22 protein-coding genes are annotated in these 23,328 nt (G+C 53.7%); 14 read left to right on the forward strand and 8 right to left on the reverse strand.

What is annotated here, in order from left to right; genetic code table 11:
- Positions 1-957, reverse strand: a complete 957-nt coding sequence (locus tag GOV45_RS13475) for an NADPH:quinone oxidoreductase family protein (RefSeq protein ID WP_170478692.1) — start codon at positions 955-957, stop codon at positions 1-3.
- A gap of 341 nt (positions 958-1,298) precedes the next feature.
- On the opposite strand from GOV45_RS13475, the gene GOV45_RS13480 reads away from it, so the two are divergent.
- The 3 genes from GOV45_RS13480 to GOV45_RS13490 all read left to right on the forward strand — a co-directional run bounded on the left by GOV45_RS13480 (position 1,299) and on the right by GOV45_RS13490 (position 3,959).
- Positions 1,299-1,670, forward strand: coding sequence for a helix-turn-helix domain-containing protein (locus GOV45_RS13480; RefSeq protein WP_170478695.1), 372 nt, complete (start codon positions 1,299-1,301; stop codon positions 1,668-1,670).
- 44 nt (positions 1,671-1,714) lie between these two features.
- Positions 1,715-2,506 (forward strand): histidinol-phosphatase, encoded by a 792-nt coding sequence (hisN, locus tag GOV45_RS13485; RefSeq protein ID WP_170478697.1) that lies wholly within the window; start codon positions 1,715-1,717, stop codon positions 2,504-2,506.
- A gap of 118 nt (positions 2,507-2,624) precedes the next feature.
- Complete coding sequence (locus GOV45_RS13490) at positions 2,625-3,959, forward strand: 8-oxoguanine deaminase (protein ID WP_170478700.1); 1,335 nt, start codon at positions 2,625-2,627, stop codon at positions 3,957-3,959.
- On the opposite strand, the gene guaD is transcribed toward GOV45_RS13490, so the two are convergent.
- On the reverse strand, positions 3,956-5,251 hold the full coding sequence (gene guaD / locus GOV45_RS13495) for a guanine deaminase (RefSeq protein WP_170478702.1): 1,296 nt from the start codon (positions 5,249-5,251) through the stop codon (positions 3,956-3,958). The genes GOV45_RS13490 and guaD overlap by 4 nt on opposite strands.
- Before the next feature lie 138 nt (positions 5,252-5,389).
- On the opposite strand from guaD, the gene mgtE reads away from it, so the two are divergent.
- Both mgtE and GOV45_RS13505 read left to right on the forward strand, forming a co-directional pair.
- Positions 5,390-6,784 carry a magnesium transporter gene (gene mgtE, locus GOV45_RS13500; RefSeq protein ID WP_170478704.1) on the forward strand — a complete coding sequence of 465 codons (1,395 nt, stop codon included), beginning with the start codon at positions 5,390-5,392 and terminating at the stop codon, positions 6,782-6,784.
- Positions 6,781-7,344: a 5-formyltetrahydrofolate cyclo-ligase gene (locus tag GOV45_RS13505; protein WP_170478706.1), complete on the forward strand. Its 564-nt coding sequence runs from the start codon at positions 6,781-6,783 to the stop codon at positions 7,342-7,344. Before mgtE ends, GOV45_RS13505 begins: the two co-directional genes overlap by 4 nt.
- A gap of 13 nt (positions 7,345-7,357) precedes the next feature.
- On the opposite strand, the gene GOV45_RS13510 is transcribed toward GOV45_RS13505, so the two are convergent.
- On the reverse strand, positions 7,358-7,585 hold the full coding sequence (locus GOV45_RS13510; RefSeq protein WP_170478708.1) for a putative hemolysin: 228 nt from the start codon (positions 7,583-7,585) through the stop codon (positions 7,358-7,360).
- Between the two features lie 89 nt (positions 7,586-7,674).
- Between GOV45_RS13510 and GOV45_RS13515 the strand changes: the two genes are divergently transcribed.
- From GOV45_RS13515 to GOV45_RS13525, 3 genes are all read left to right on the forward strand, one after another.
- Positions 7,675-8,487, forward strand: a complete 813-nt coding sequence (locus tag GOV45_RS13515; protein WP_170478710.1) for a TIGR00282 family metallophosphoesterase — start codon at positions 7,675-7,677, stop codon at positions 8,485-8,487.
- A gap of 91 nt (positions 8,488-8,578) precedes the next feature.
- Positions 8,579-10,357, forward strand: a complete 1,779-nt coding sequence (locus GOV45_RS13520) for an SLC13 family permease (RefSeq protein WP_170479033.1) — start codon at positions 8,579-8,581, stop codon at positions 10,355-10,357.
- A gap of 96 nt (positions 10,358-10,453) precedes the next feature.
- The gene (locus GOV45_RS13525; RefSeq protein WP_254448004.1) at positions 10,454-11,194 is read left to right on the forward strand and encodes a YbaY family lipoprotein; all 741 of its coding nucleotides are present in this window, start codon (positions 10,454-10,456) and stop codon (positions 11,192-11,194) included.
- Between the two features lie 12 nt (positions 11,195-11,206).
- On the opposite strand, the gene GOV45_RS13530 is transcribed toward GOV45_RS13525, so the two are convergent.
- The 4 genes from GOV45_RS13530 to GOV45_RS13545 all read right to left on the reverse strand — a co-directional run bounded on the left by GOV45_RS13530 (position 11,207) and on the right by GOV45_RS13545 (position 16,334).
- Positions 11,207-12,868 carry an FAD-binding dehydrogenase gene (locus GOV45_RS13530; protein WP_170478712.1) on the reverse strand — a complete coding sequence of 554 codons (1,662 nt, stop codon included), beginning with the start codon at positions 12,866-12,868 and terminating at the stop codon, positions 11,207-11,209.
- A gap of 11 nt (positions 12,869-12,879) precedes the next feature.
- The gene (locus GOV45_RS13535; RefSeq protein ID WP_170478714.1) at positions 12,880-13,737 is read right to left on the reverse strand and encodes a bile acid:sodium symporter family protein; all 858 of its coding nucleotides are present in this window, start codon (positions 13,735-13,737) and stop codon (positions 12,880-12,882) included.
- Positions 13,738-13,810: 73 nt separating this feature from the next.
- Complete coding sequence (locus GOV45_RS13540; protein ID WP_170478716.1) at positions 13,811-14,545, reverse strand: glutamine amidotransferase; 735 nt, start codon at positions 14,543-14,545, stop codon at positions 13,811-13,813.
- Between the two features lie 16 nt (positions 14,546-14,561).
- On the reverse strand, positions 14,562-16,334 hold the full coding sequence (locus GOV45_RS13545) for an SLC13 family permease (protein ID WP_170478718.1): 1,773 nt from the start codon (positions 16,332-16,334) through the stop codon (positions 14,562-14,564).
- Positions 16,335-16,444: 110 nt separating this feature from the next.
- On the opposite strand from GOV45_RS13545, the gene GOV45_RS13550 reads away from it, so the two are divergent.
- Positions 16,445-17,185, forward strand: coding sequence for a YebC/PmpR family DNA-binding transcriptional regulator (locus GOV45_RS13550; protein ID WP_170478720.1), 741 nt, complete (start codon positions 16,445-16,447; stop codon positions 17,183-17,185).
- A 160-nt stretch (positions 17,186-17,345) separates the two neighbouring features.
- Positions 17,346-18,614, forward strand: a complete 1,269-nt coding sequence (locus tag GOV45_RS13555; protein WP_170478722.1) for an MFS transporter — start codon at positions 17,346-17,348, stop codon at positions 18,612-18,614.
- A gap of 9 nt (positions 18,615-18,623) precedes the next feature.
- Here the strand turns inward: GOV45_RS13555 and GOV45_RS13560 are convergent, their stop codons facing one another.
- Complete coding sequence (locus tag GOV45_RS13560) at positions 18,624-19,511, reverse strand: LysR family transcriptional regulator ArgP (protein ID WP_170478724.1); 888 nt, start codon at positions 19,509-19,511, stop codon at positions 18,624-18,626.
- Between the two features lie 85 nt (positions 19,512-19,596).
- Between GOV45_RS13560 and GOV45_RS13565 the strand changes: the two genes are divergently transcribed.
- The 4 genes from GOV45_RS13565 to betC are packed head-to-tail and all read left to right on the forward strand — an operon-like array spanning position 19,597 to position 23,305.
- On the forward strand, positions 19,597-20,196 hold the full coding sequence (locus GOV45_RS13565; protein ID WP_170478726.1) for a LysE/ArgO family amino acid transporter: 600 nt from the start codon (positions 19,597-19,599) through the stop codon (positions 20,194-20,196).
- Between the two features lie 39 nt (positions 20,197-20,235).
- Positions 20,236-21,171: a DMT family transporter gene (locus GOV45_RS13570; RefSeq protein ID WP_170478728.1), complete on the forward strand. Its 936-nt coding sequence runs from the start codon at positions 20,236-20,238 to the stop codon at positions 21,169-21,171.
- Positions 21,172-21,228: 57 nt separating this feature from the next.
- Complete coding sequence (gene betI, locus GOV45_RS13575; RefSeq protein ID WP_170478730.1) at positions 21,229-21,810, forward strand: choline-binding transcriptional repressor BetI; 582 nt, start codon at positions 21,229-21,231, stop codon at positions 21,808-21,810.
- Positions 21,797-23,305 carry a choline-sulfatase gene (gene betC / locus GOV45_RS13580; protein ID WP_170478732.1) on the forward strand — a complete coding sequence of 503 codons (1,509 nt, stop codon included), beginning with the start codon at positions 21,797-21,799 and terminating at the stop codon, positions 23,303-23,305. Before betI ends, betC begins: the two co-directional genes overlap by 14 nt.
- Positions 23,306-23,328: the final 23 nt, after the last annotated feature.

A 23,328-nucleotide genomic window follows, 5' to 3' on the forward strand; every position in this document is an offset into this window, starting at 1 on the left:
TCAAAGTGAAATCACGATTTTACCCGTCGACTTCCGATCTTTTAGCAATTGCATCCCTTCGGCCACCTGTCCAAGTGGCAGGACGTGGCTAATATGGGGCTTGATCCGCCCTGCTTTGTGCCATTGAAACAGAGTCGAAAAACTTTCCTGCACAATCTGGGGGCGGAACTTTAAATATCCGCCGATATACAGTCCAATCACGGTCAGGTTTTTTACCAGCAAATGGTTGGCTGGGATATTTGGCACTTCGCCCCCTGCAAAACCTATTGGCAATAGGCGGCCTTCTGGGTTAGTGGCCCGAAACGCAGCATTGAAAACGTCGCCACCAATCACGTCATAAACAACATCCGCGCCACCCAAAGATAGAACGCGTTCGCGCAGGTCCTCACTGGCGTCGACCAGATAGTCAGCTCCGGCATTCGCGGCTACCGACAGCCTTTCGGCGCCGCGCGCCTGAGCAATGACTTTGGCACCCATCAACTTGCCAATCTCAACGGCAGTCAGGCCGACACCACCTGCCGCACCAGTTACAAGCAGCGTTTCGCCCGGCTGTAGCCGCGCGCGATGGTCCAACGCGATGTGGCTGGTTCCGTAAGCAATCTGAATGGCGGCAGCATCTTCAAAACTCATTGTTTCGGGAAGAGGAACCGCCCGATCTGCGTCAAAGACACCGTATTCAGCCAACCCGCCAAAACCACAATAAACCGCCACACGGTCACCCGGAGCGATGGTCGAAACATTGTTTCCGATTTCGTCAACAATGCCCGCGACTTCCATTCCCAGAGCGAAAGGGGCTTCGGGCGTATCCTGATACGTGCCTTTCTGCATCAAAAGATCCGCAAAGTTCAGGCCGCAAGCCTTGATCCGCACACGTATTTGCCCGTCGGATGGCGTCGGTAAGGCCAAAGTTGTCAGCGTTGGCGGTTTTCCCTGAGTCTCGACACAATACGCAAGCATGTGGGCCCTCCTGATCGTCTTGGGCATAGGCAATAGACGCGCAATGAATGTCAATTCGAAAGAGTCTGTGCGATGTGTTCTGCGAAGTAGGTGCCGAATTTTGTTTCCAATCTGAAAACGAACTCACACAGATGAACTTTTTGACACAACCACAAACAACTATTCGCAACACCGAATACAACCCGCTTGAAAAATAGATGGAATGCGTCATAGTGCTTAAGGGTGCCATTCGGGGGGAGTATCCGAGTTGGGGAGTTTGTAATCAGCATCCCGCTGCTGTGCCGGGGTGTGTGTTGTAGCGATTTCCCGGATGGTTGTTTGAGTTAAAAAGGAGAGTACCAATGACCCATCACGTCGATGTTCATGTTGGCAAACGCGTCCGGCATCGCCGCTGGCTGATTGGCATGACCCAGCAGCAGTTAGCGCAGCAGGTTGGTATCAAGTTTCAGCAAATCCAGAAATATGAAACTGGGGCCAACCGTGTAAGCGCGTCTCGCCTTTGGGATATCGCAGAGGCATTGGATGTCCCGGTCAGTTTTTTCTTCGAAGGCCTGGAAGACGAAACCAAAGGCAACAATGACAAAAAGTCGGTTCCTGCCGATCTGATGGGGGACAAGGAAGCGCTGGATCTTGTCCGCTCGTACTACGCCATTCCAGAAAATCAGCGCCGCAGGCTTTTCGAACTCGCCCGCGTACTGAGCGAAGTTGCCTGATCGACCCACTTGACAATGGGGCGCAGTGATCGCACGGGTACCACATGCGACACAGCCCATCCAATGATCTTGAAATAGCCGAAACAATGGCCGACGCAGCGCGGGTGGCCATTTTACCGTTTTTTCGGCAGCCCGATTTGGAAACCGACAACAAGAACAAAGGCGGATTTGATCCCGTGACCATCGCCGATCGTGAGGCTGAGAAGGCGATGAGAGCTGTACTTGCCGAACACAGACCTGATGATGGCGTTCTAGGTGAAGAGTTTGGACATTCGGCGGGTTCCAGCGGTCGAACTTGGGTTTTGGATCCAATTGACGGAACAAGAGGGTTCATTAGCGGTACGCCGACCTGGGGTGTCCTGATCGCGCTTAGTAATGAAACCGGTCCATGCCTGGGTGTGATTGATCAGCCCTATATTGGCGAACGATTCATGGGACAGGGTGAACTGGCCATTGCTACGGGACCGGCCGGTCAACGCAAACTGACGACACGCAAGACGCAGTCGCTTGAAGAAGCAATTGTGTTCACCACCTTTCCCGAAGTCGGCACTCCAAATGAGGCTGAGGCGTTTCGTGCTGTCTCACAACACGCCAAGCTGACCCGATACGGGATGGATTGCTACGCATATGCTTTGCTGGCTGCTGGACAGATCGATCTTGTTATCGAGGCGGGGCTGAATTCTTACGACATCCAAGCCCCAATCGCGTTGATTCACGCAGCCGGTGGGGTTGTGACAGATTGGAAAGGCGACCCAGCTCATGGTGGGGGGCGTGCTCTGGCGGCTGCCAACGCCGAGCTGCATGCAGCGGCTTTGGAAATCTTAAAGCAATATTGAATTCTGTTGCTGTCGATGTAGTGAAAGATTACCATTTTCACGTGCTGGTTCTTGAGCCCGTTTTCCACCAGCTTCGCACTCCATTTGCATGAGACGGGCAATTGCAGGAGCGCGAAAAATGTCTGAATTTTTGATCTGTAACGCTGACACTATTCTAACAATGGACGACGAGCGGCGTGAACCGGAACAGGCCGATCTGCTGATCCGTGATGGGCAAATCGCAGAAATCGGTCATGGGTTAGAGACCACGGGCGAAGTGCATGACGCAACTGGGTGTGTCGTAACGCCGGGGTTGGTGAACACCCACCATCACCTGTACCAAACTCTGACCCGCGCAGTACCAGGGTGTCAGGACGCCCTATTGTTCGGTTGGCTTAAAACGCTTTATCCTATCTGGGCGCGGTTTGGCCCTGAAGAGATGTTTACTTCGGCCCAAATAGGGCTGGCAGAATTGGCATTGTCAGGATGCTCGCTCAGCTCTGATCACTTGTATCTCTATCCCAATGGATCTCGTCTGGACGATACCATCGTGGCGGCCGCCGAGGTTGGCATCCGGTTTCACCCGACGCGTGGCGCGATGAGTATCGGGGAAAGCGGCGGCGGCCTTCCGCCAGACGACTTAGTCGAGCCAGAGTCCGTGATATTAGAGGATATGATCCGCGTCGTGGATGCGTTTCATGATCCGATGGAAGGCGCGATGTGCAGGGTGGGATTGGCGCCATGTTCGCCATTTTCAGTCAGTCAAGAATTGATGCAGGACACAGCGTTGCTGGCGCGGGACAAAGGCGTCATGCTGCATACCCATTTGGCCGAAAATGATGAAGATATCGCCTATTCTCAGGCTCAGTTCGGCTGTCGCCCCGGCCAATACGCTGAAAATCTGGGTTGGACAGGACCGGATGTCTGGCACGCGCATTGTGTGAAGCTGAATAGCGTCGAAATTGACCTATTTTCCAGAACCGGAACAGGAGTGGCCCATTGCCCATGCTCAAATTGCCGCCTTGGATCGGGGATTGCTCCGGTTCGTAAAATGCGTGACCAAGGAGTAAGCGTTGGCCTTGGCGCCGACGGTTCTGCCAGCAACGACAATGGCAATCTTATGCTTGAAGCCCGACAGGCGATGTTGCTGCAGCGTGTTGTAAACGGGGCCGACGCCATGTCGTCCCGCGAGGCGCTGGAGATCGCAACACGAGGCGGTGCAGATGTTCTGAACCGACCTGACTGTGGTCGTTTGATGCCTGGAAAACGCGCCGATATTGCGGTTTGGGATACACGGAGTATTGAGAGCGCGGGCAGTTGGGACCCGGCGGCCTTGCTGTTGTCCGGCCCGATGCGTGTCAAACATCTCTTTGTAGAAGGACGACAAGTCGTGCGTGGTGGTCACGTCACAACTATCGATTTGCCAACAGCGATAGAACGCCAGAACCAACTTGCCCGCGCTCTGCGGAATTAAGGTTTTCGGCTGACCCGGTTTCCTCCAATCCAAACATCGGCTACCGCCCGATCATCGCCCATCATGATGGTTGGGAACACAGCCTCCCAAAGGTCCTCAGCCGTTGCTTCTCGTTGCGCAATGTCAGGAGTCGACGCAAGATCAAGGACGACCAAATCGGCCTCCAATCCTGGCGCAATATTTCCGATGCAGTCATCCATCCGAAGTGACTGCGCGGAACCAACCGTGCCCAGCCATAGCAATTGCGCCGGGTGGAGCGCCGTTCCCTGCAACTGTCCGATTTCGTAGGCAGTTGCCATTGTACGAAGCATCGAGAAACTGGACCCGCCGCCCGTATCTGTGGCCAGACCGATCCTGTGCCCCTGTCGCATAAGGTCATCCAGTTCAAACAAGCCAGATCCAATAAACGTGTTTGAGGTCGGACAATGTATCAGGGCCGCGCCCACTTCGCGCAGACGGTCACGCTCGCGTGTTTCAAGATGAATGACGTGTCCGTACAGCCCGTTACCGCCCAACAGACCAAACTGTTCGTAGGTATCCAGATAATCGCGGGCATTCGGAAACAGAGATCGGACCCACTCGATTTCGTCGGTTTGTTCGCACAGATGCGTCTGCATCAGGCATTGAGGGTACTTTGCCCAAAGAGCACCCATTGCCTCAAGCTGTTCAGGCGTCGACGTCGGCGAAAATCGTGGCGTGATGGCATAGGACAGCCGATTGACCCCGTGCCACTTTTCCAACAGGCTTTGCGACTGATCGTAGGCGGTTTGAGCCGTATCGCGGAGGCCTTCAGGGGCATTGCGATCCATACAGGTTTTGCCTGCCACGACGCGCTGCCCACGCAATTGTGCAGCCTCAAAAAACGCGTCAACGCTCTCTGGGTGGATCGTACAGAAGCTGCACATCGTGGTCGTTCCGTGCGATGCCGTGAGGTCAAGATAGCGGTTGGCAATTTCCGACGCGTATCGGGGATCACCGAATTTCATTTCCTCAGGGAAAGTGTAAGTATTGAGCCAGTCGATAAGACGCTTACCCCAACTGGCGATCATTGCCGTTTGCGGGTAGTGCACATGAGGGTCGATAAACCCTGCCATGATCAGGTGCTGGCCATATTCCACATCTTGCGCTTCTGGATGCTCTTGCGACAATTTGGCTATCGAACCCAGTGCTTTTATTTTCCCGTCTTCGATCAGTACCGCCTCATGAGTGTTTGTCGCCCGTGTCGGTTCGGTGGCGAAAGGTGACTCCAAAAAGCTTAGAACGCGCCCCTTCAGTAACGTTTTTTGAGGCATGTTTCCCATACTCCACCCAGTTTTGTGCTGCGTTACAGCATAAGCGGGCGCATGTTGCGGGTAAATCTGCGCATTGTCATTGTTTTCTGGTAGCTGCTTCTTCTATTTAGACGCAAATCACCGACGCGAGGGTTGCGCATGACTACAGTCAAAGACGAAGCCGGACCCGACCAACCGCGGGAGGAGGACGCCTATGCGCTTGATCGCAGAACAGTGGCGTCCATTCTTTATGCGGTGGATGTTGATGATCGCGGTAAACTGATCGAGTTATTGGAGCCACTGCACCCAGCCGACATTGCCGACCTTCTGGAGCAGATTAATCCTTACGACCGCTCGCGTTTTATCCGACTTTACGACAAGGAATTTGATGGCGACATCTTGTCCGAATTGGATGAAGCCGTCAGAGAAGAGGTCATCGCTGTACTGCGTCCCGACGTACTTGCCGAGGCGGTTCGCGAAATGGAAAGCGACGATGTCGTCGACCTTTTGGAAGATCTGGAAGAGCCACAGCAGGAAACCATTCTTGACGCGCTGGAGGAGACAGATCGCCATGCGGCACAGCAGGCACTGGCCTACCCGGAAAACTCGGCCGGCCGACTTATGCAGCGCGAGATTGTTATGGCGCCCGAGCATTGGACGGTTGGTCAGGCAATTGACTTCATGCGGGCCAACGACGACCTGCCGGAGCAGTTTTATCACGTGGTACTCATCGATCCCCGTTTGAAGCCAACTGCGCAAGTTACACTCGGGAAACTTATGGCCGCGCGGCGTGAAATAGCCTTGCGCGATATCGCCGAACAGGAATTCCACACCATCCCCGTTGATCAGGATGAAGAGGATGTAGCCTATGCGTTCAATCAGTATCACCTGATTTCAGCCCCAGTGGTGGATGCGGATGGACGTATTGTCGGTGTCATCACCATCGACGATGCAATGGTCGTTCTGGACGAAGAATACGAAGAGGATATGTTGCACCTCGCGGGCGTGAGCAACGAAAGTTCGTTGTCCGACAGCGTTGCCGCCACTAGCAAACGACGCCTGCCCTGGCTTGCGGTCAATTTGTGTACAGCAATCTGTGCCTCGCTGGTGATTTCCCAGTTTGAGGCTGCGATTGATCGGTTGGTAGCTTTGGCCATTCTGATGCCTATCGTTGCGTCAATGGGCGGAAATGCTGGGACGCAATCCCTCACTGTTGCGGTGCGGGCGCTGGCCACTCGCGACCTTACCGGATCAAACGTTCTACGGGTCATCCGACGAGAGTTATTGGTTGGCATGCTGAACGGGCTGTGTTTTGCCGTCGTATTGGGCATAGTTGGAATGATGTGGTTCGCCTCACCGATGCTGGGCGTTGTGATCGGCACGGCATTGGTTGTGAATATGATCATAGCTGGTTTTGTCGGAACGGTTGTTCCAGTTGCGTTGGATCGTATAGGAGTTGACCCTGCGCTTGCATCTGGAACCTTTGTAACCACAACAACAGATGTCATGGGTTTCTTTATCTTCCTTGGACTTGCAAGCGTGGTGCTACTTTGACCGATCTGACCGAAAAAAAAGCCGCTGCGCGAAAAGCCGCATTTGAACGCCGTAAGACGGGCTTTGATCTAAGGTTGCCAGGAACCGCCGGTAGATTATCTGAGGTGTTGGCAGGGTATCGCGGGGTGCCCCTATCGGGATACATTCCTATCCGAACCGAAATTGATCCACTGCCGGCAATGGCAGAAGCAGCTGCTTATGGTCCGGTTGGCGTTCCCGTTATTCAAGGCGCGGGTCAACCGTTGAAGTTTTCCCGCTGGACGCCCGAAGGCACGCTGAAGGATGGCCCGTTTGGAGCGAAAGTTCCGGAAATAGAGGACTACTTTGATCCCGAGATTTTGATCGTACCTTTGGTGGCGTTCGACGCTAGCGGCGGACGCCTTGGTTATGGAGGCGGATTTTACGACCGTACCCTTGCAAGGTTGCGTGCCAACAATCCGACACTCGCTATTGGATTTGCCTTTGATGGGCAGGAGGTGGGGGAGCTGCCGTTAGAGCCTACTGACCAGCTGTTAGATATGGTGGTCACGGAAAGCCGCGTAATTTCGATCAAGTCTTAGACTGGCTCCGATTTCAGCCAGGATTGTTTTCTCGGAAATATTCCCACGCGTCTACTTCGCTGCCGTCCTGCAGAATGCACACGCCCGATTGACCATTCACGCCGTCGCGGATTTCATATTTCGCGCCGCTCTCTATACAGAAAGTCGCAGCAGGGTTTGCTAATTCCGTCGATTGCTCGGGCTCAGAGTCACAGGCTGCGACTGTCATCAAGGCTATGGTCGAGGCGAGAAAGCGGTGCATGTTGAAACTCCAATGGAATTCGATCTGGCAGTTGAGGGCGGCAGTTTAATCACTTGTGCTAACGGGATACCACACTTAGGACAGACTGCATGAGGATATTATTTCTTGGTGACGTTGTGGGGCGTGCTGGTCGCGCCGCGGTTCAAGAGCTCCTGCCGCGTCTTCGGGAGGATTGGCGTCTGGATTTTGTTGTGGTGAACAGCGAAAACGCTTCGAACGGCATGGGGTTGAGTGGTGACCACGCAAAGCTGTTGTTGGATGCGGGCGCCGATTGCCTGACGTTAGGCGATCACGCTTTCGACCAAAAAGACATGCTGCAGTTCATCGAAAACGAGCCGCGTATCGTGCGCCCAATCAACTTTGCAAAGGGCGCTCCGGGTCGCGGTCATCGACTTTATACAGCGCCAGGTGGCCGAAAGGTTCTGGTGGCACAGGTGCTTGGACAAGTGTTTATGAAACGCCCGTTCGACGATCCCTTCTCGGCCATCGAGCCGATCCTGAAATCTCATCCTCGTGGCGGACAGGCCCAGGCCATCATCGTGGAAATGCATTGCGAGGCTACTTCGGAAAAAATGGCCATGGGTCATTATTGCGACGGTCGCGCAAGTCTTGTGGTTGGAACCCATACCCATATTCCGACAGCGGACGCGCAAATCTTATCCCGCGGTACGGGTTATTTGACTGATGCCGGTATGTGCGGTGACTACGACTCGGTTATCGGGATGGATAAACAGGAACCTATGCGCCGCTTTATTACCGGGATGCCAAAGGCTCGTTTCACGCCCGCCAGTGGCGAAGCCACCCTGAGTGGTGTTTTTGTTGAAACAGATGATCGCGATGGGCAGGCGAAAAGCGTAAGAATGGTGCGGATTGGCGGGTGTTTGCAGCCGGCTGCACCCTGAACTAAACGACAGGCTTGCCCTGTTGCGCCCAATGCGGGACACTGTCTTAAAGGCAACTGCGCCAGGCCAGGGTTCGGACAGAATACCAGTAATGCAATTCCTTCAACTCACAGATATGGCCAGCGCAATACTGGCGCTGGTAATTGTCGCGGGTATGTTTGCAATGTTCCTTCGCGAGGCCTACCCGACCGAGGTCGTGGCAATCGGCGGCGTTGCCTTAATGCTAATAACCGGCATTCTACCCTACCAGAGCGCGCTGACTGTTCTTTCCAATCCAGCACCTTGGACAATCGCAGCCATGTTTATTGTGATGGGAGCACTCGTCCGGACTGGTGCCTTGGATGCATTTACATCTGTCGCCCAAAAACAAGCACAGGTAAACCCAAGGTTTGCAATTGGGTTGCTGATGGCATTTGTTATTCTCGCTTCGGCGGTTGTTTCGAACACGCCAGTCGTTGTCGTCATGATTCCGGTGTTCGTACAGATCGCGCGAACGTTGAACCTGCCGGCTTCCAAGTTGTTGATACCGCTCAGTTACGCAGCGATCTTGGGTGGTACGCTGACACTGATCGGAACCTCGACGAACCTGTTAGTTGATGGTGTTGCGCGTACGCAGGGAATGGCAGCGTTTACGATATTCGAAGTCACACCGTTGGGCATTGCCCTTGTAATTTATGGCATGATTTACCTGCGCTTTATTGCGCCGCGTTTATTGCCGGAGCGCGACAGCTTGGCGTCCCTTCTGAGCGACAAATCAAAGATGAAATTCTTTACAGAGGCCGTCATTCCACCAGATAGCAACCTGATTGGGCGCGAAGTCACTGGTGTGCAATTGTTTAAACGTCCAGGCGTTCGCTTGATTGATGTTGTCCGCGGAGACGAATCGCTACGCCGCAACCTTAAAGGAGTGACACTGAACGTCGGCGACAGGGTAGTACTGCGAACCGAAATGACTGAGTTACTAAGCCTGCAGACCAACAAAGAGCTCAAGCGTGTGGATCAGGTTTCAGCGGTCGAAACCAAGACGGTTGAGGTCCTGATCACGCCGGGATGCCGTATGGTAGGACGCACATTGGGTGCGATGCGTTTGCGCCGCCGATATGGCGTTTATGTCCTTGCAGTGCATCGCCGGAATCAGAACATAGGGCGGCAGCTGGATGATCTGGTTGTCCGGGTCGGCGATACCCTTTTGCTAGAGGGCGCCGCCGCTGACATTCAGAAACTGGCGGCAGATATGGATATGGTGGACGTGGGCCAACCTTCGGTGCGCGCTTTCCGTCGCAGCCATGCGCCTATCGCTATCGGTGCTCTCGTTGGTATCGTAGCATTGGCTGCGCTAGGCGTGGCCCCGATCCTTTTATTGTCTATTGTAGCGGTGGCAATCGTCTTAATAACCCGATGTATCGACGCGGATGAGGCGTTTTCCTTTGTTGAAGGTCGCTTGTTGGCCCTGATTTTCGCGATGCTGGCAATTGGCGCGGCGTTAGGAGAGTCCGGCGCCGTATCCCTGATTGTCGAAACCGTCGCACCCGGGCTAAGTTCGCTGCCGCCATTCCTGATTATCTGGGCCGTCTATCTATTGACTTCTATTCTGACCGAACTTGTGTCGAACAATGCTGTTGCCGTTGTCGTAACACCAATCGCGATTGGTCTGGCGCAGGCTGTCGGAATTGATCCGCGACCGCTGGTCGTTGCAGTGATGGTTGCGGCATCGGCCTCATTTGCAACACCCATAGGGTATCAGACTAACATGATGGTTTACGGTCCCGGTGGATACCGGTTCACTGATTTTCTTAAAGTAGGTGTGCCACTTAACCTAACCGTTGGATTATTAGCGTCTTTGTTGATCCCACTCATCTGGCCCCTTTGATATCGGCACAGAACCGCTGATTTTTCGGAGATGTCCTTGTAATTTCAAAAGAACTTACGACTTTTGAGTCACGATATTGCGAAAGGGAATGAACCCATGGCCAAAACAGGACGGATCGCGCTGCTTTCCATGATGGCTTCGGCAACCATTTTCAACGGAGCACTGGCAGGAACGATCGAAGGCACGGCAACGTACCGCGAAAGAATAGCCGTGCGGCCAGGCACGACATTATTTGTGGAACTTCAGGATGTATCCCGAGCAGATGCATCATCGGTGACCCTTGCGGCACAAAGGTACGCTTTAACGGGCGTGCCCGCGCCGTTTGAGTTAAATTATGATGACGCTTTGATCGACGACAGAATGCAATATGTGGTGCGCGCCACAATGTATCAGGGAGACAAATTGCTAATGACCACTGATCAGGCCTATCCCGTCATAACAAACGGCGCAGGAAATTCAGCCGATTTGGTTCTTGTGCAAGCGGCGGGGCAGGGCCTTGCTTCCCTTGAGAACAGCAAGTGGACAGCGGTCGGTTTGAACGGAGACGTGCTGAATGCCGAACGGCAACCGCAGATCGAATTTGCCGAGGGTGGAACTTTTGGTGGTACTGGCGGTTGTAACCGTTTTTCCGGTCAGGTTGAGATTTCAGGGAATTCGATAAATTTCCCTGACAATATGGCCGCTACCTTGATGGCTTGCCCGCCATCGATAGAAGAAGTTGAAAAGCAGTTCTTCGATGCACTGCAAAAGGTAACGACCTACGCCGTTTCAGGGAACAGTTTGGTGTTTCTTGATGAAGCTGGCGAACCTGTCGTGAATTTCGTCCGCACACCGTAGCGCAGCGGCACACTAGGCTACAGCTCTGGAGCGTCCTGCATTTCTGCCTGAAAAAATGCATCCTCCTAGAAAGGTGCCCTCAAGTGCATTGTAACCGTGATATCCACCACCGCCAAATCCGGCGATCTCGCCAGCAGCGAAGAGGCCGGGAACGATATTTCCGTCTGCGCCTAACATCTGGCTGTCCAGATTGGTTTGTAGTCCTCCCAAAGTTTTGCGTGTTAGGATGTGCAGCTTGACTGCGATAAGCGGACCGTTTTTAGGTTCAAGGAACCGGTGCGGCTTGGCAGTGCGGATTAATTTGTCACCGAGATAATTGCGGGCAGCGAGAATCGCCATTATTTGAGCGTCCTTTGAAAACGGATTGCCGATTTGCGCGTCCCGCGCTTCAATCTGTTCCCGCAAATGGGCTTCATCAATCAGGCCGGCTCCGAGTTGGTTCATTCCACCTACCAACTCGGTCAAGGTATTCGCGACGACGAAATCCTCGCCCTTTTCCTTAAAGGCTTCGACAGGGGCGGTTGCCTTTGATCCTGAAAGGATGCGCTGGCGGATCACCTCTTTCCAACTTCCAGAGGTAAAATCCGGATTTTGTTCCGAGCCAGAAAGGGCGAATTCTTTCTTGATCACCTTTTGCGTCAGAATGAACCAGCTGTAATCGTATCCGGTTTTTAGGATCTCGTGCAGCGTACCCAATGTGTCGAAACCAGGCAGGCAAGGCGGTTTCAGTCGGTTGCCGCAGGCGTCAAACCACATCGAACTTGGGCCCGGTAAGATGCGGATTCCGTGCGAAGGCCATATAGGGTCCCAATTCCGCACACCTTCTGTGTAATGCCACATGCGATCGCCATTAATAATGTGTCCCCCGGCTTTCTCGCTGATGGGGATCATTCGCCCATCGACATGGAACGGTACTCCGGCCACCATATTTTGGGGCGGTTCGCCCAAACGCTCGCGCGGCCATGCTTTTCGTACCATCTGAAAATTGCCGCCAATCCCGCCCGACGTAACAATTATCGATGGTGCATAGATTTCGAATTCACCAACTTCGTCACGGTTGGTTTTGCCACCGCGTTGGGCGGTGTCGTCCGCAAGCACTTCACCGGATATGCCCTTGGCAGAGCCATTTTGCATAATGATATGGCTTACCTGATGCCGAAACTTCAATTGTATTAGTCCAGCCGCCACATGGTCTTTTACCCTGCGGATGAAATGTTCAAGCACACCTGGACCTGTGCCCCAGGTGATGTGGAACCTAGGCACAGAATTGCCGTGCCCATCAGCGAACGAACCGCCACGTTCTGCCCAGCCTACCACCGGAAACCAACGCAGACCCATCTTGTGCAACCAAGGGCGCATTTCTCCCGCTGCGAATTCGACGTAAGCTTCGGCCCATTTTCGGGGCCAACGGTCTTCTTCGCGATCAAACTGCGCACTACCCATCCAATCACGAAGAGCCAGTTCGCGGTTGTCGCGGATTCCCATCCGGCGTTGTTCTGGGGTATCAACCATGAACAAGCCACCAAGACTCCAGAACGCCTGACCGCCCAGAAAATGTTCGGGTTCCTGGTCCAGCACAATGACCTTTTTGCCGCGATCACCCAATTCGGCCGCAGCAACCAGACCGGCAAGGCCACCGCCAACAACAATCGCGTCCGCCTTGTTTTCGCCCATGGTTCATCCTTTCAGTGGCTTCGGAACCAGATCAGAAAGGGGATCGCAACTGCGTACATTGTGATCCCGTAAACTGCAGCGGGCAATGCAAGTGGGCTGAATCCGCTTTCCGTTCCAGTAATCAGGGCTGCTAGTGTGATTCCAAGTGTAGAATTCTGAATACCAGTTTCGATTGAAATCGCCTTGCTCTCTTTCCACGAAAGGTTCGCGACACGCGCTAGACCCAATCCAATCAGTAACAGCGCCACATTCAACGAGATCAGGCCTGCCCCCATCACGCCAAGATTTTCCACAAACAACTGCCAGTTTCCGGCCAAAGCGGCGACGACGATTAGTATGAACAATGCTGTTGCAAGTTTGGCCAAAGGCGCATCAACACGGTCTGCAAATCCCTCGGCAAAGTTTCGGATGGCGACACCAATTGCCACTGGCAATGTCGTGATCAAAAACATGGCCACAGCCAATCCACTGATGGAAACCTCTGGGGCATTCTCACCCATGAAATGGCCGATTGCCCATGCAGCAAGGATTGGGACGGTCAGAATTGAAAGGAGGCTTATCACGGCGGTAAGGCTGACTGACAGCGCAACGTCCGCCTTGGCGAGTTTTGACAGTATATTGCTGGTGACGCCGCCAGGGCAAAAACTCAACAGCATGAATCCAACGGCGATCTCTGGTGGTAAAGCGAACAGCTTTACGGTTGCAAATGCGGCAATGGGCAGAAGAACCACCTGACATATTGCACCGATGGCGAAAGGGTAACGGCGGCTTAGAACGCGCCGGAAGTCTGCAATCTCCAACCCGATACCCAAAGACAGCATGATTATCGCCAAGGAAATTGGCAGGCCCACATTGATTAATAGATCCAAATACAACTCCTCCCAAAGTCGCTTCGGACCAATCTATGCGAGCCGCCACCTTGCAAGCAACCGCGCCGTTAGGTCACCCGTAACGCTGCGCGAAACGGCGCAGGATTTCACCAGGCTGAGTGACATCAGCTGCGTGGCATAGATCGATAAGTGACTGCGCATCTTCCGGTGGGAAATATCCATGGTCTTTGTAAATGTTGATGCGCTGTTCAAAATCTTTGGCATCCGCTTCGGGGTGAAACTGCGTGGCATATACATTCTGCCCCCACCGGATCATTTGATACGGGCAGGGGTCTGAGGCGACCAGATGAACGCAACCGGCGGGTAGTTCCTGCACAGCTTCTTTGTGGCCAACAAAGGCGTCGAAAACAGTGTGCAGGCCTGCCGTCAACGGATCTTGCATACCGTCTTGGGTTAGTCGGCAAGTGGACGGGCCTACGGGCTCTCCGAAATTCTTTTTACTCACGTTGCCATCCAAATGGGCGGCCAGAATTCCCAGCCCGTAACAACACCCCATAAACGGATGGTCCATTGCCGTGATCTGCGGCATCAGGCCCATTATCGAGTTTTCAATGCGTGCATCCAACGGGGATTTTTCGTCTGGATCATCACTGACGCACCCGGGTCCACCCCCAACGATGACAGCCGCATATTCTGAAACGTTCAATTTTTCAGGCAATGACTCGCGGTCCAGGCGGATGCGATGGGCCTGTTCTTGCGACAGCTCTGTTTTGTCCAATATCGATGCAAATTCAGCATCCGACGCATCGGTTTCCGGTCGCAATTGAAGGATAAGAAATCGTTTCATTCCGCGCTACTACCGCTCATAATGGCCAGAAGACAAGGATTGCGGGCACGGAAACTGCAATGATCAGAATTTCCAGCGGCAACCCCATGCGCCAATAGTCGCCGAAACGATAACCGCCCGGTCCAAGAACCAGCGTGTTATTTTTATGCCCGATTGGCGTAAGAAACGCGGCCGAAGCCGCGACGGCAACGGTCATCAGAAACGGGTCGGGCGAAACCTCGAGCGCGCGCGCCATCTGAATACCGACCGGGGCCGCAACAATGGCTGTCGCCGTATTGTTGAGCACGTCTGACAAGGTCATGGTTACGACCATCAGCACGGTTAGAATAGCCCACGCAGGTAAGCCATCGGTGAGCTGTACCAGCGCATTTGCTATAAGTTCTGTGCCGCCGGAACTTTCCAAGGCGCTGCCTAATGGAATCATTGAGCCAAGCAAAACGACAACGGGCCATTCGATGTGGTTATAAACATCAGCAATCGGCATGATCTTGGTTAGCACATAGGCTATCACGACCAGACCCAGCGCGATCGGTAGATAAATAATCCCGACACTGGCGGCCAGAACCGCGGCTGCGAACAACCCGATTGCCAGCCAAGCTTTTTCGTTTGCGGTAACGTTCAAACCGCGTTCGGCCAGCGGCAAACACCCTAACCACTCGGTCACATCAGAGGTGCGGTCCCGCGGACACAACAAGAGCAGGATGTCACCGGGCTCAACCACGGTTTTTCGGACCTGACTTGTTATGCTGCGCCCCTGACGCGAAATTCCCATTAAAACCGTGCTCTGGCGCCAAGCCAGACCAATTGCCTGGGCCGTTCGTCCGGTAATACGCGCGTTTTCAGTGACGACAACCTCGGTCACCTCCAAACCGTCCCCTTCGGCAGTCAAAAGCTCCTGACGGCGTGAGTCCGAGAAATCCAGAGCTAGCGCCGCCCGAAACTCATCCAATGCTTCGGGACGGGCTTCCAGCACCAATGCGTCACCTTCTTTCAGCGTAGCATGAGCTGATCTGCCATAGCGCCGTTTATCGTCACGGATCAGGCCAATGATCGCCACGTCGGATTTTTCAGCAACTTCATATAATTCGCTGACCCGCTTCCCGATGTGGGCGGATTCTGGCGGAATTGTAAGCTCAGCAATGTATTCGGCCAAAGCCTCAGACGTTTCTACCTGTGGACCACGGTTTGGTATCAGCCGCCAGCCCACTAGGGCAACGAAGGCAAGACCAACAATCGCGGCAAGGCCGCCGACCGGAGCAAAATCAAACATGCGAAACGGTTCGCCTAGTGTTTCGGCTCTTATCGATGCGATGATTATGTTCGGTGGAGTTCCGATCAGAGTGGCCATGCCACCCAAAATGGTGGCGAAACTCAATGGCATCAGGCTCAATCCAACTGACCTGCCAGCTTTGCGCGCGGTTTGAATGTCTACCGGCATCAAGAGCGCAAGTGCAGCCACGTTGTTCATGAAAGCCGACAGGATTGCTCCGATCCCTCCCATCAGGGCAATATGAGCCCCCAACCCACGCGAGGCATCTACCAACGTGCGCGTGATAAGAAATACAGCTCCAGACCGTACAAGGCCCGCTGAGACCACAAGTACAAGCGCAACTATAATCGTGGCGGGGTGACCAAATCCCGAAAAAGCGTTGTCTATGGGTACGACGCCCAAAATGACGCCGATCATAAGGGCGGCAAACGCAACCAGATCATAGCGGAACCGCCCCCACAGCAACATTCCGAACACACTGATGAAAAGGCTAAAAAGAATGATCTGGTCAGTTGTCATAACGACACCATAGCCACCGTGACGGTCCGGGCAAGCCGATCCCTTGATCACACGGTGCGCAAACGTCTATATGAGCGCCAAATACGTAATTACGAAGACGAGGACGCAATATGGCAGGCCATTCCAAATGGGCCAACATCCAGCACCGCAAGGGTCGTCAGGACGCCGCGCGGTCCAAACTGTTTTCCAAGTTATCCAAAGAGATCACAGTCGCCGCCAAGATGGGTGACCCTGATCCTGACAAGAACCCGCGCCTGCGTCTAGCGGTGAAAGAGGCCAAGTCGAACTCGGTCCCCAAGGATGTGATTGACCGCGCCATCAAGAAATCTGTTGCGGGTGAAGGCGACGATTACGAGGAAATCCGTTATGAAGGCTACGGCCCTAACGGTGTAGCTGTAATTGTCGAGACAATGACCGACAACCGCAACCGCACCGCGTCGACTGTCCGTTCGACTTTCTCCAAGAATGGCGGCAACCTTGGTGAAACCGGTTCGGTCGGGTTCATGTTCGAACGTAAAGGAGAGGTGGTTTACCCCGTTTCTGCTGGCGATGCGGACACTATTTTCGAAGCTGCTATCGATGCTGGCGCCGAAGACGTTGAAAGTTCGGATGATGGCCACATTATTTGGTGCGCGGATACCGATCTGAACGAAGTTTCAAACGTGTTGGAAGCCAATTTGGGAGAGTCGGAATCCACCAAGCTGGTTTGGAAACCCACTACGACCACGGAGTTGGGTCTTGAGGATATGCTGAAACTGATGAAGTTGGTCGATGCACTTGAGGATGACGACGACGTGCAACGAGTTACAACCAATTTCGAAGCTACTGACGAGGTCATGGCGCAACTCTGAACAGCATCTGACCTGAAACCTTTTGAACCCCGGCCGAATGGCTGGGGTTTTTCGTACTGTGATTGGCTACTTGGCCGTTCGGTGCAAAGACGGTACATTCGAAAAGAGCACACAAAACAAGAGGGATGATTGGACTTCAAGTCACTCCTGAAATGAGCGTATGGCGGATACCTCCCCTGATCTTGCAAGACGGAATGTCCCGGTTCTGGCCGGTCAAAGCATATTGTCTCAGGTCGCGTGGACACTCGGAAGCCCATCGGTCGTTTTGCCCTTCCTGGCGGTGTCGCTTGAGCTACCAATGTTTCTCGCCGGTGCTCTAGTCTCGATACGTATGTTTGGAAGTATGGTCGCTGACGTATTCCTTGCGCATTCGATAGCGGCTCGTGAACGAAAAAAACGGGCGATTGCGTTGACCGAGATCGCGGTCGGGGCCTGTTTGGTTCTCGCTTTGGCTTTGGCCGCTACTGGTGTTGTCCCGATTGTTGCTTTGGCATTTGCGACTGCTTTTTTGATGATTGGTCTGATCGAAGAAGTTCAGTCACTGCTTTACACGGACCTGATTGGGGATCATGTCAAATCAAAGTCTCGGATGGCATTGCATTACCTTCAGCTTGGGGCTGGAGGGTTAGCTACGATTGGTTTGGCATTATTGATTCATCAGATCATGAAGGACGCTCCACCGTTCTCGCGCCACTCGGCTGTCATAGCAGTTTCTGTAACATTTTTCGTTCTTTCTGGCCTTTCAATTCTGGCGATGGCCGAGGCGGAAAAGAAGAAGGAAACCTCCGAAAAAGATGTTGGAAAAACGAGGTTCGTTGAGAATTTCACCAACATTTCCAAGATGTTTGAACAACCATGGTTCCGACACTATATGGTCATGAGGCTGCCTTTGGTTGTGGTGTCACTTTCGGTACCCTTCTTCGCTTTGATCGCTGCGGAAGCGCACCATTCATCTGCAAAGGGACTGACCGCGATGATTGTTTCTTCCGCTTCGGGATATCTTGTATCTGCGCCGTTGTGGCAGGTTGTGAATATGAAATCCCATCGAGCCGTCATGGTTGCAGGCACGCTGATGGTAGCATGCACAGGGATCGCGTTGCTGAGTGTACATTATCTGGGTGCCGATCATGACATTCATTTGCATGCCGTCGCGTTGTTTGTCGTGACCGTGGCGGTCACTGGTGTCAGTAGTGCACGGAAATTGTATTTTCTTGATGTGGCTCCGAAAGATCAACGCGTACAAGGGGCGGCAGCAATCAAAAGCATATGCCGCATATCCGCCGTTGTTATCTCATCGGTCCTGGCAGCGGTCGCGCACATGCACGAAGTTTCTTTGGCCATCATGTTCATCTGTGCGGTAAGTATTTTGGCGGCGGTCCTATGTTACCGCGTCGTCATTCCTAAAGAGGTAAAGGGTGCAAACCTTTAACTTAAGTCCTCATTCGGATGGAACCATAATCTGTGCCGCTGCTTGCCTGACGGCCCGGGTTAGCGAAGTCAGGGCGGGGGCAAGTATCCTTCCGACTTGCCATGTCAGTGGAATGTCCAACGGCTTGCCGGGGACTAGCTCGCAAAGCCTGCCGTCTTTGAGCATGGGTCGCACCAGGACTTCGGGATTCATCCCCCAACCCACGCCAGCGATGGCGGCGTCGACGAAACCTTGTGATGAAGGCAGAAAATGCGAAGGCGGCGAAATACGGGTGCCGGTTTGCGCCTCGATCCAGGTGCTCTGCAGTTTGTCTTTTGGATTGAATATCAGGCAAGGAGCCTTGGCCAGAGTCACGGGCGTTACGCCGACTGCGAACCATTTTCGAATAAAGTCAGGACTTGCAGTAGGCAAGTAGCGTAGAGACCCAAGTGAAAAGGTATCACAACCGCTTACGGCATGACCGCCTACGGAAATGGCGGCGCTGACCTCGCCGCGGCGTAACCACGCAGCCGAGTAATCTTGATTATCGATCACCAGATCGAAGAGCATTCCGTCAACTTTAGCCATAGCATCAATAAACCAGGTTGCCAGACTGTCTGCAGTAACCGCGATCCTCACGCGTGCCGCGCCCGGACTGGTTTCAAGCGCCAGTTCTCTGGTCAGTTGAGCCTCTAAAAGTCCAATATCCTCGGCGTGACGCGCTATCCGTAGTCCGGTCGGGGTGCCGGAGCATGGGTTGCCTCGCTGGATCAAAGACGCGCCAACACGGTCTTCCAATGCTTTGATCCGCTGCGATATGGCCGAAGGTGTCACCGCAAGTTCCGAAGCTGCAGCCTCAAAGCTCCCATGCCGCAAAATAGCGGACAAAGCGGACAGTAGATGGGGGTCGAAACGCATTAGAGATTCTAACTTAGGAGAAGTTTCTTTAATTTGATAGAGCCAGCAAAGTGGGTTAGTCAACGCCTCCGAATATGGAGGCAAAATGACAACGTCGCTGATTGCAGGTTTCGCCTTGGGATTCAGCCTGATCCTGGCAATTGGCGCACAAAACGCCTTCCTGCTCAGACAAGGCCTAAGACGAGAGCATGTGTTTGCTTTGTGCCTGATCTGCGCAACCTCAGATGCCATTCTGATCGCCGCGGGGGTAGCCGGCTTTGGAACTCTGACGCAGGCCGCGCCATGGTTCGAAACGGCGATGCGCTATGGCGGTGCAGTATTTTTGACATGGTATGCGCTACGAAGTTTCAATTCTGCCTGGCGGGGCGGATCGGTCCTTGAAACTGGGCCAGGCCAAAGCATGACCTTGCGTGCCGCATTGCTGACCGTGTCGGCATTTACCTGGCTGAACCCTCATGTCTATTTGGACACCGTCGTTTTGATCGGTTCAATCTCAGCACAGTACGAAGATCAGATGGCTTTCGCCATTGGCGCGATGACGTCCAGTTTCGTGTTCTTTTTTTCGCTTGGGTATGGGGCGGGTATTTTGGCTCCGGTTTTCAGGCGTCCGAGGTCGTGGCAAGTATTAGATCTAATTATAGGGATCGTGATGCTGGGGGTCGCACTTAAACTTGTTGCCATGTGAAGGGTTGTGGAGTGCCGGGTTTAGGTGTTCAACAAACCCATGAGTATTGCCACTGATCAATCGCGCCCAATTGCCGGCATGTTTTGGATGTTTGCCGCAGGTATGTCCTTTGTGGTCATGACGGCGCTGGTCAAGACATTGGGATCGACTATGAACCCAATACAGGCGGCATTTTTGCGGTACGCATTGGGGTTGGTATTTCTGCTTCCGGCTTTGCGCGCCATTGTCGCTACACGTTTGACCCGTCGAAATGTGACCCTTTTTGGCCTACGCGGAGTGGTTCATGCAGCGGCGGTAATGCTGTGGTTTTTCGCCATGACGCGCATTCCGTTGGCCGAGGTCACAGCGATGAACTACATGACACCGGTATACGTCACGCTGGGCGCAGCGCTTTTTCTTGGGGAAAGACTTGCCTTTCGCCGAATTGCAGCGATTGGCGTGGCGTTGGTCGGTGTTGTTATCATTTTGCGTCCGGGTTTCCGCGAAGTTTCACCGGGGCATATCGCAATGCTGGGAACATCATTGGCATTGGGGGGGTCTTACCTTTTGGCCAAGGTAATGGTGCGTGATATCCGACCTTCGGTTGTTGTGGCTCATCTTTCGATCTGGGTGACAATTGCGCTTATACCTTTTGCTGTCGCCGTTTGGGAACCGCCGAGCCTGCGTGACCTTGGAGTATTATTTTTAGTAGCCAGCTTTGCCACTGCCGGGCATTATTTCATGACACTTGCGCTACAAGCGGCACCTGTTGCCGTCACTCAGCCGGTCACATTCCTGCAATTAATCTGGGCCACATTACTGGGGGCCATCGTTTTTCACGAAAGCGTCGACATCTGGGTTGTGGCGGGCGGAACGTTGATTCTGGCAGCCGTCAGTTTCATTGCGTGGCGGGAGGCTGTTCTAAAACGTTCAAGCGGCACGCCGCCTTCGGGTTCGGAATGCCCGCCCGAGCGTTTGCGAAAGGTTGTTGATTGACGAGTCAATAAAATACTCTTAGCCTTCGAACGGATTAGGTGAGGCTGAGAGGCGGTTATGCCAAAATTGGGAATGGAACCGATCCGCCGGGACGCGATTGTCAAAGCGACAATTGCGGAGTTGGGTGTAAAGAAATCGTTGGACGTTACTGTCAGTCAGATCGCCAAGCGCGCGGGAATGTCCAGCGCTTTGGCGCATCACTATTTCGGTGGAAAAGACCAAATATTTCTTGCCGCAATGCGACAGATCTTAAGCGATTTCGGGGCAGAGGCACGCCAAGAGCTGAAACAGGCCGCGCCGCGTGAACGCCCGCATGCCATCATTCGTGCGTGCTTTGGGCCCGCGTGTTTTACACCGGACGTCATTGCAGCTTGGATGACCTTCTATGTGCTGGCGCAAACCAACGGGGACGCGCTGCGTCTTTGGCAAATCTATCAGTCGCGTATCCGTTCAAACCTGATTGACGCGATGCGCCCTGCTTTGTCCGATCCGGTCGAGGCTGCAGAGGATATGATAGCATTGATAGATGGGCTTTATATCCGCGCTGCACTTAGCGCACCGGAAGAGCCGCAATTGGCAGTGGATCACGCCCTGCGTGTTCTCGCCAGGTTTTTAGAGGCAGAGAATGACCCAACCTAACATTCTGATCCTCATGGTGGATCAGTTGAACGGCACCCTCTTTCCCGATGGTCCGGCAGACTGGCTGCACGCACCAAATCTGAAAAAACTGGCGGCACGGTCCACACGGTTTGCAAACGCATATACAGCTTCTCCGTTGTGCGCGCCTGGCCGGGCCAGTTTCATGACGGGTCAGTTGCCCTCCCGAACCGGGGTTTATGACAATGCAGCCGAATTTCGCAGTGATATCCCGACCTACGCGCATCATCTGCGCCGCGCGGGGTATTATACCTGCCTGTCCGGGAAAATGCACTTTGTTGGTCCAGACCAAATGCACGGCTTCGAAGACCGGCTGACGACGGACATCTATCCGGCTGATTTCGGTTGGACTCCGGATTACCGAAAACCAGGCGAGCGGATCGATTGGTGGTATCACAATATGGGCTCAGTCACAGGTGCCGGTGTTGCAGAAATCACCAACCAGATGGAGTATGACGACGAAGTCGCTTACCACGCTAAGGCCAAGCTTTATGATTTGGCCCGAGGCAAAGACGATCGTCCCTGGAGCCTGACCGTTAGCTTCACGCACCCGCATGACCCATATGTCGCACGGCGAAAATACTGGGACCTTTACGAAGACTGCGAACACCTTTTGCCTGAAATTGCCGACATTGGTTACGAAAATCAGGATCCGCACGCGCAACGGATATTTGACGCCAATGACTGGCGGAGTTTCGACATTACAGAGGAGGATATCCGCCGGTCCCGTCGAGCCTATTTTGCGAACATCTCGTATCTTGACGAAAAGATCGGCGAATTATTGGAAGTGCTGGATAACACTCGGCAAGAGGCAATCATTTTGTTTGTCTCGGATCATGGCGACATGTTGGGTGAACGAGGATTGTGGTTCAAGATGAACTTCTTCGAAGGCTCGGCTCGGGTTCCGCTCATGATTTCGGCAACTTCGCTGCCCGTTGGGTGTATTGACGATCCCGTTTCTACAATCGATGTCACTCCGACGCTGGGTGCTTTGGCGGGTGTCGATATGGCGGAAATCGCGCCTTGGACAGACGGTGAAAACCTTGTTCCGTTGGCGCAAGGTGTTGAGCGTACAACACCGGTCGCAATGGAATACGCGGCAGAGGCGTCTTATGCGCCGCTAGTTTCTCTGCGGTATGGAAAGTGGAAATTCAATCGTTGTGCGTTGGATCCTGATCAGCTGTTCGATCTTAATGACGATCCGCATGAGCTGAATAATTTGGCAGATAGGCCAGAGCACGCCGGAACGCTGCAGACGTTGCGAGCCAAGTCCGAAGCTCGTTGGGATCTGGACCGCTACGACGCAGATGTCCGGGCAAGTCAGGCTAGACGATGGATTGTGTACGAGGCGCTTAGGCAGGGCGGTTATTATCCTTGGGATTACCAGCCCCTGCAAAAGGCCTCGGAAAGATACATGCGCAACCACATGGACTTAAACGACGTCGAAGATAGCCAACGCTTTCCTCGCGGCGAGTAACGCTGAAGATCATCCCGCGGGTA

This window comes from Ruegeria arenilitoris, from assembly GCF_013035425.1.
Lineage (GTDB): Bacteria > Pseudomonadota > Alphaproteobacteria > Rhodobacterales > Rhodobacteraceae > Ruegeria > Ruegeria arenilitoris_A.

Coding starts and splice junctions, on each gene's coding strand:
- GOV45_RS13515 (WP_170478710.1), top strand. CDS start 7,675: ATGAGGATATTATTTCTTGGTGACGTTGTGGGGCGTGCTGGTCGCGCC.
- GOV45_RS13480 (WP_170478695.1), top strand. CDS start 1,299: ATGACCCATCACGTCGATGTTCATGTTGGCAAACGCGTCCGGCATCGC.
- mgtE (WP_170478704.1), top strand. CDS start 5,390: ATGACTACAGTCAAAGACGAAGCCGGACCCGACCAACCGCGGGAGGAG.
- GOV45_RS13540 (WP_170478716.1), bottom strand. CDS start 14,545: ATGAAACGATTTCTTATCCTTCAATTGCGACCGGAAACCGATGCGTCG.
- GOV45_RS13530 (WP_170478712.1), bottom strand. CDS start 12,868: ATGGGCGAAAACAAGGCGGACGCGATTGTTGTTGGCGGTGGCCTTGCC.
- GOV45_RS13560 (WP_170478724.1), bottom strand. CDS start 19,511: ATGCGTTTCGACCCCCATCTACTGTCCGCTTTGTCCGCTATTTTGCGG.
- GOV45_RS13555 (WP_170478722.1), top strand. CDS start 17,346: ATGGCGGATACCTCCCCTGATCTTGCAAGACGGAATGTCCCGGTTCTG.
- GOV45_RS13520 (WP_170479033.1), top strand. CDS start 8,579: ATGCAATTCCTTCAACTCACAGATATGGCCAGCGCAATACTGGCGCTG.
- GOV45_RS13490 (WP_170478700.1), top strand. CDS start 2,625: ATGTCTGAATTTTTGATCTGTAACGCTGACACTATTCTAACAATGGAC.
- betI (WP_170478730.1), top strand. CDS start 21,229: ATGCCAAAATTGGGAATGGAACCGATCCGCCGGGACGCGATTGTCAAA.
- GOV45_RS13570 (WP_170478728.1), top strand. CDS start 20,236: ATGAGTATTGCCACTGATCAATCGCGCCCAATTGCCGGCATGTTTTGG.
- GOV45_RS13565 (WP_170478726.1), top strand. CDS start 19,597: ATGACAACGTCGCTGATTGCAGGTTTCGCCTTGGGATTCAGCCTGATC.
- GOV45_RS13510 (WP_170478708.1), bottom strand. CDS start 7,585: ATGCACCGCTTTCTCGCCTCGACCATAGCCTTGATGACAGTCGCAGCC.
- GOV45_RS13550 (WP_170478720.1), top strand. CDS start 16,445: ATGGCAGGCCATTCCAAATGGGCCAACATCCAGCACCGCAAGGGTCGT.
- GOV45_RS13545 (WP_170478718.1), bottom strand. CDS start 16,334: ATGACAACTGACCAGATCATTCTTTTTAGCCTTTTCATCAGTGTGTTC.
- guaD (WP_170478702.1), bottom strand. CDS start 5,251: ATGCCTCAAAAAACGTTACTGAAGGGGCGCGTTCTAAGCTTTTTGGAG.
- betC (WP_170478732.1), top strand. CDS start 21,797: ATGACCCAACCTAACATTCTGATCCTCATGGTGGATCAGTTGAACGGC.
- GOV45_RS13525 (WP_254448004.1), top strand. CDS start 10,454: ATGGCCAAAACAGGACGGATCGCGCTGCTTTCCATGATGGCTTCGGCA.
- hisN (WP_170478697.1), top strand. CDS start 1,715: ATGCGACACAGCCCATCCAATGATCTTGAAATAGCCGAAACAATGGCC.
- GOV45_RS13475 (WP_170478692.1), bottom strand. CDS start 957: ATGCTTGCGTATTGTGTCGAGACTCAGGGAAAACCGCCAACGCTGACA.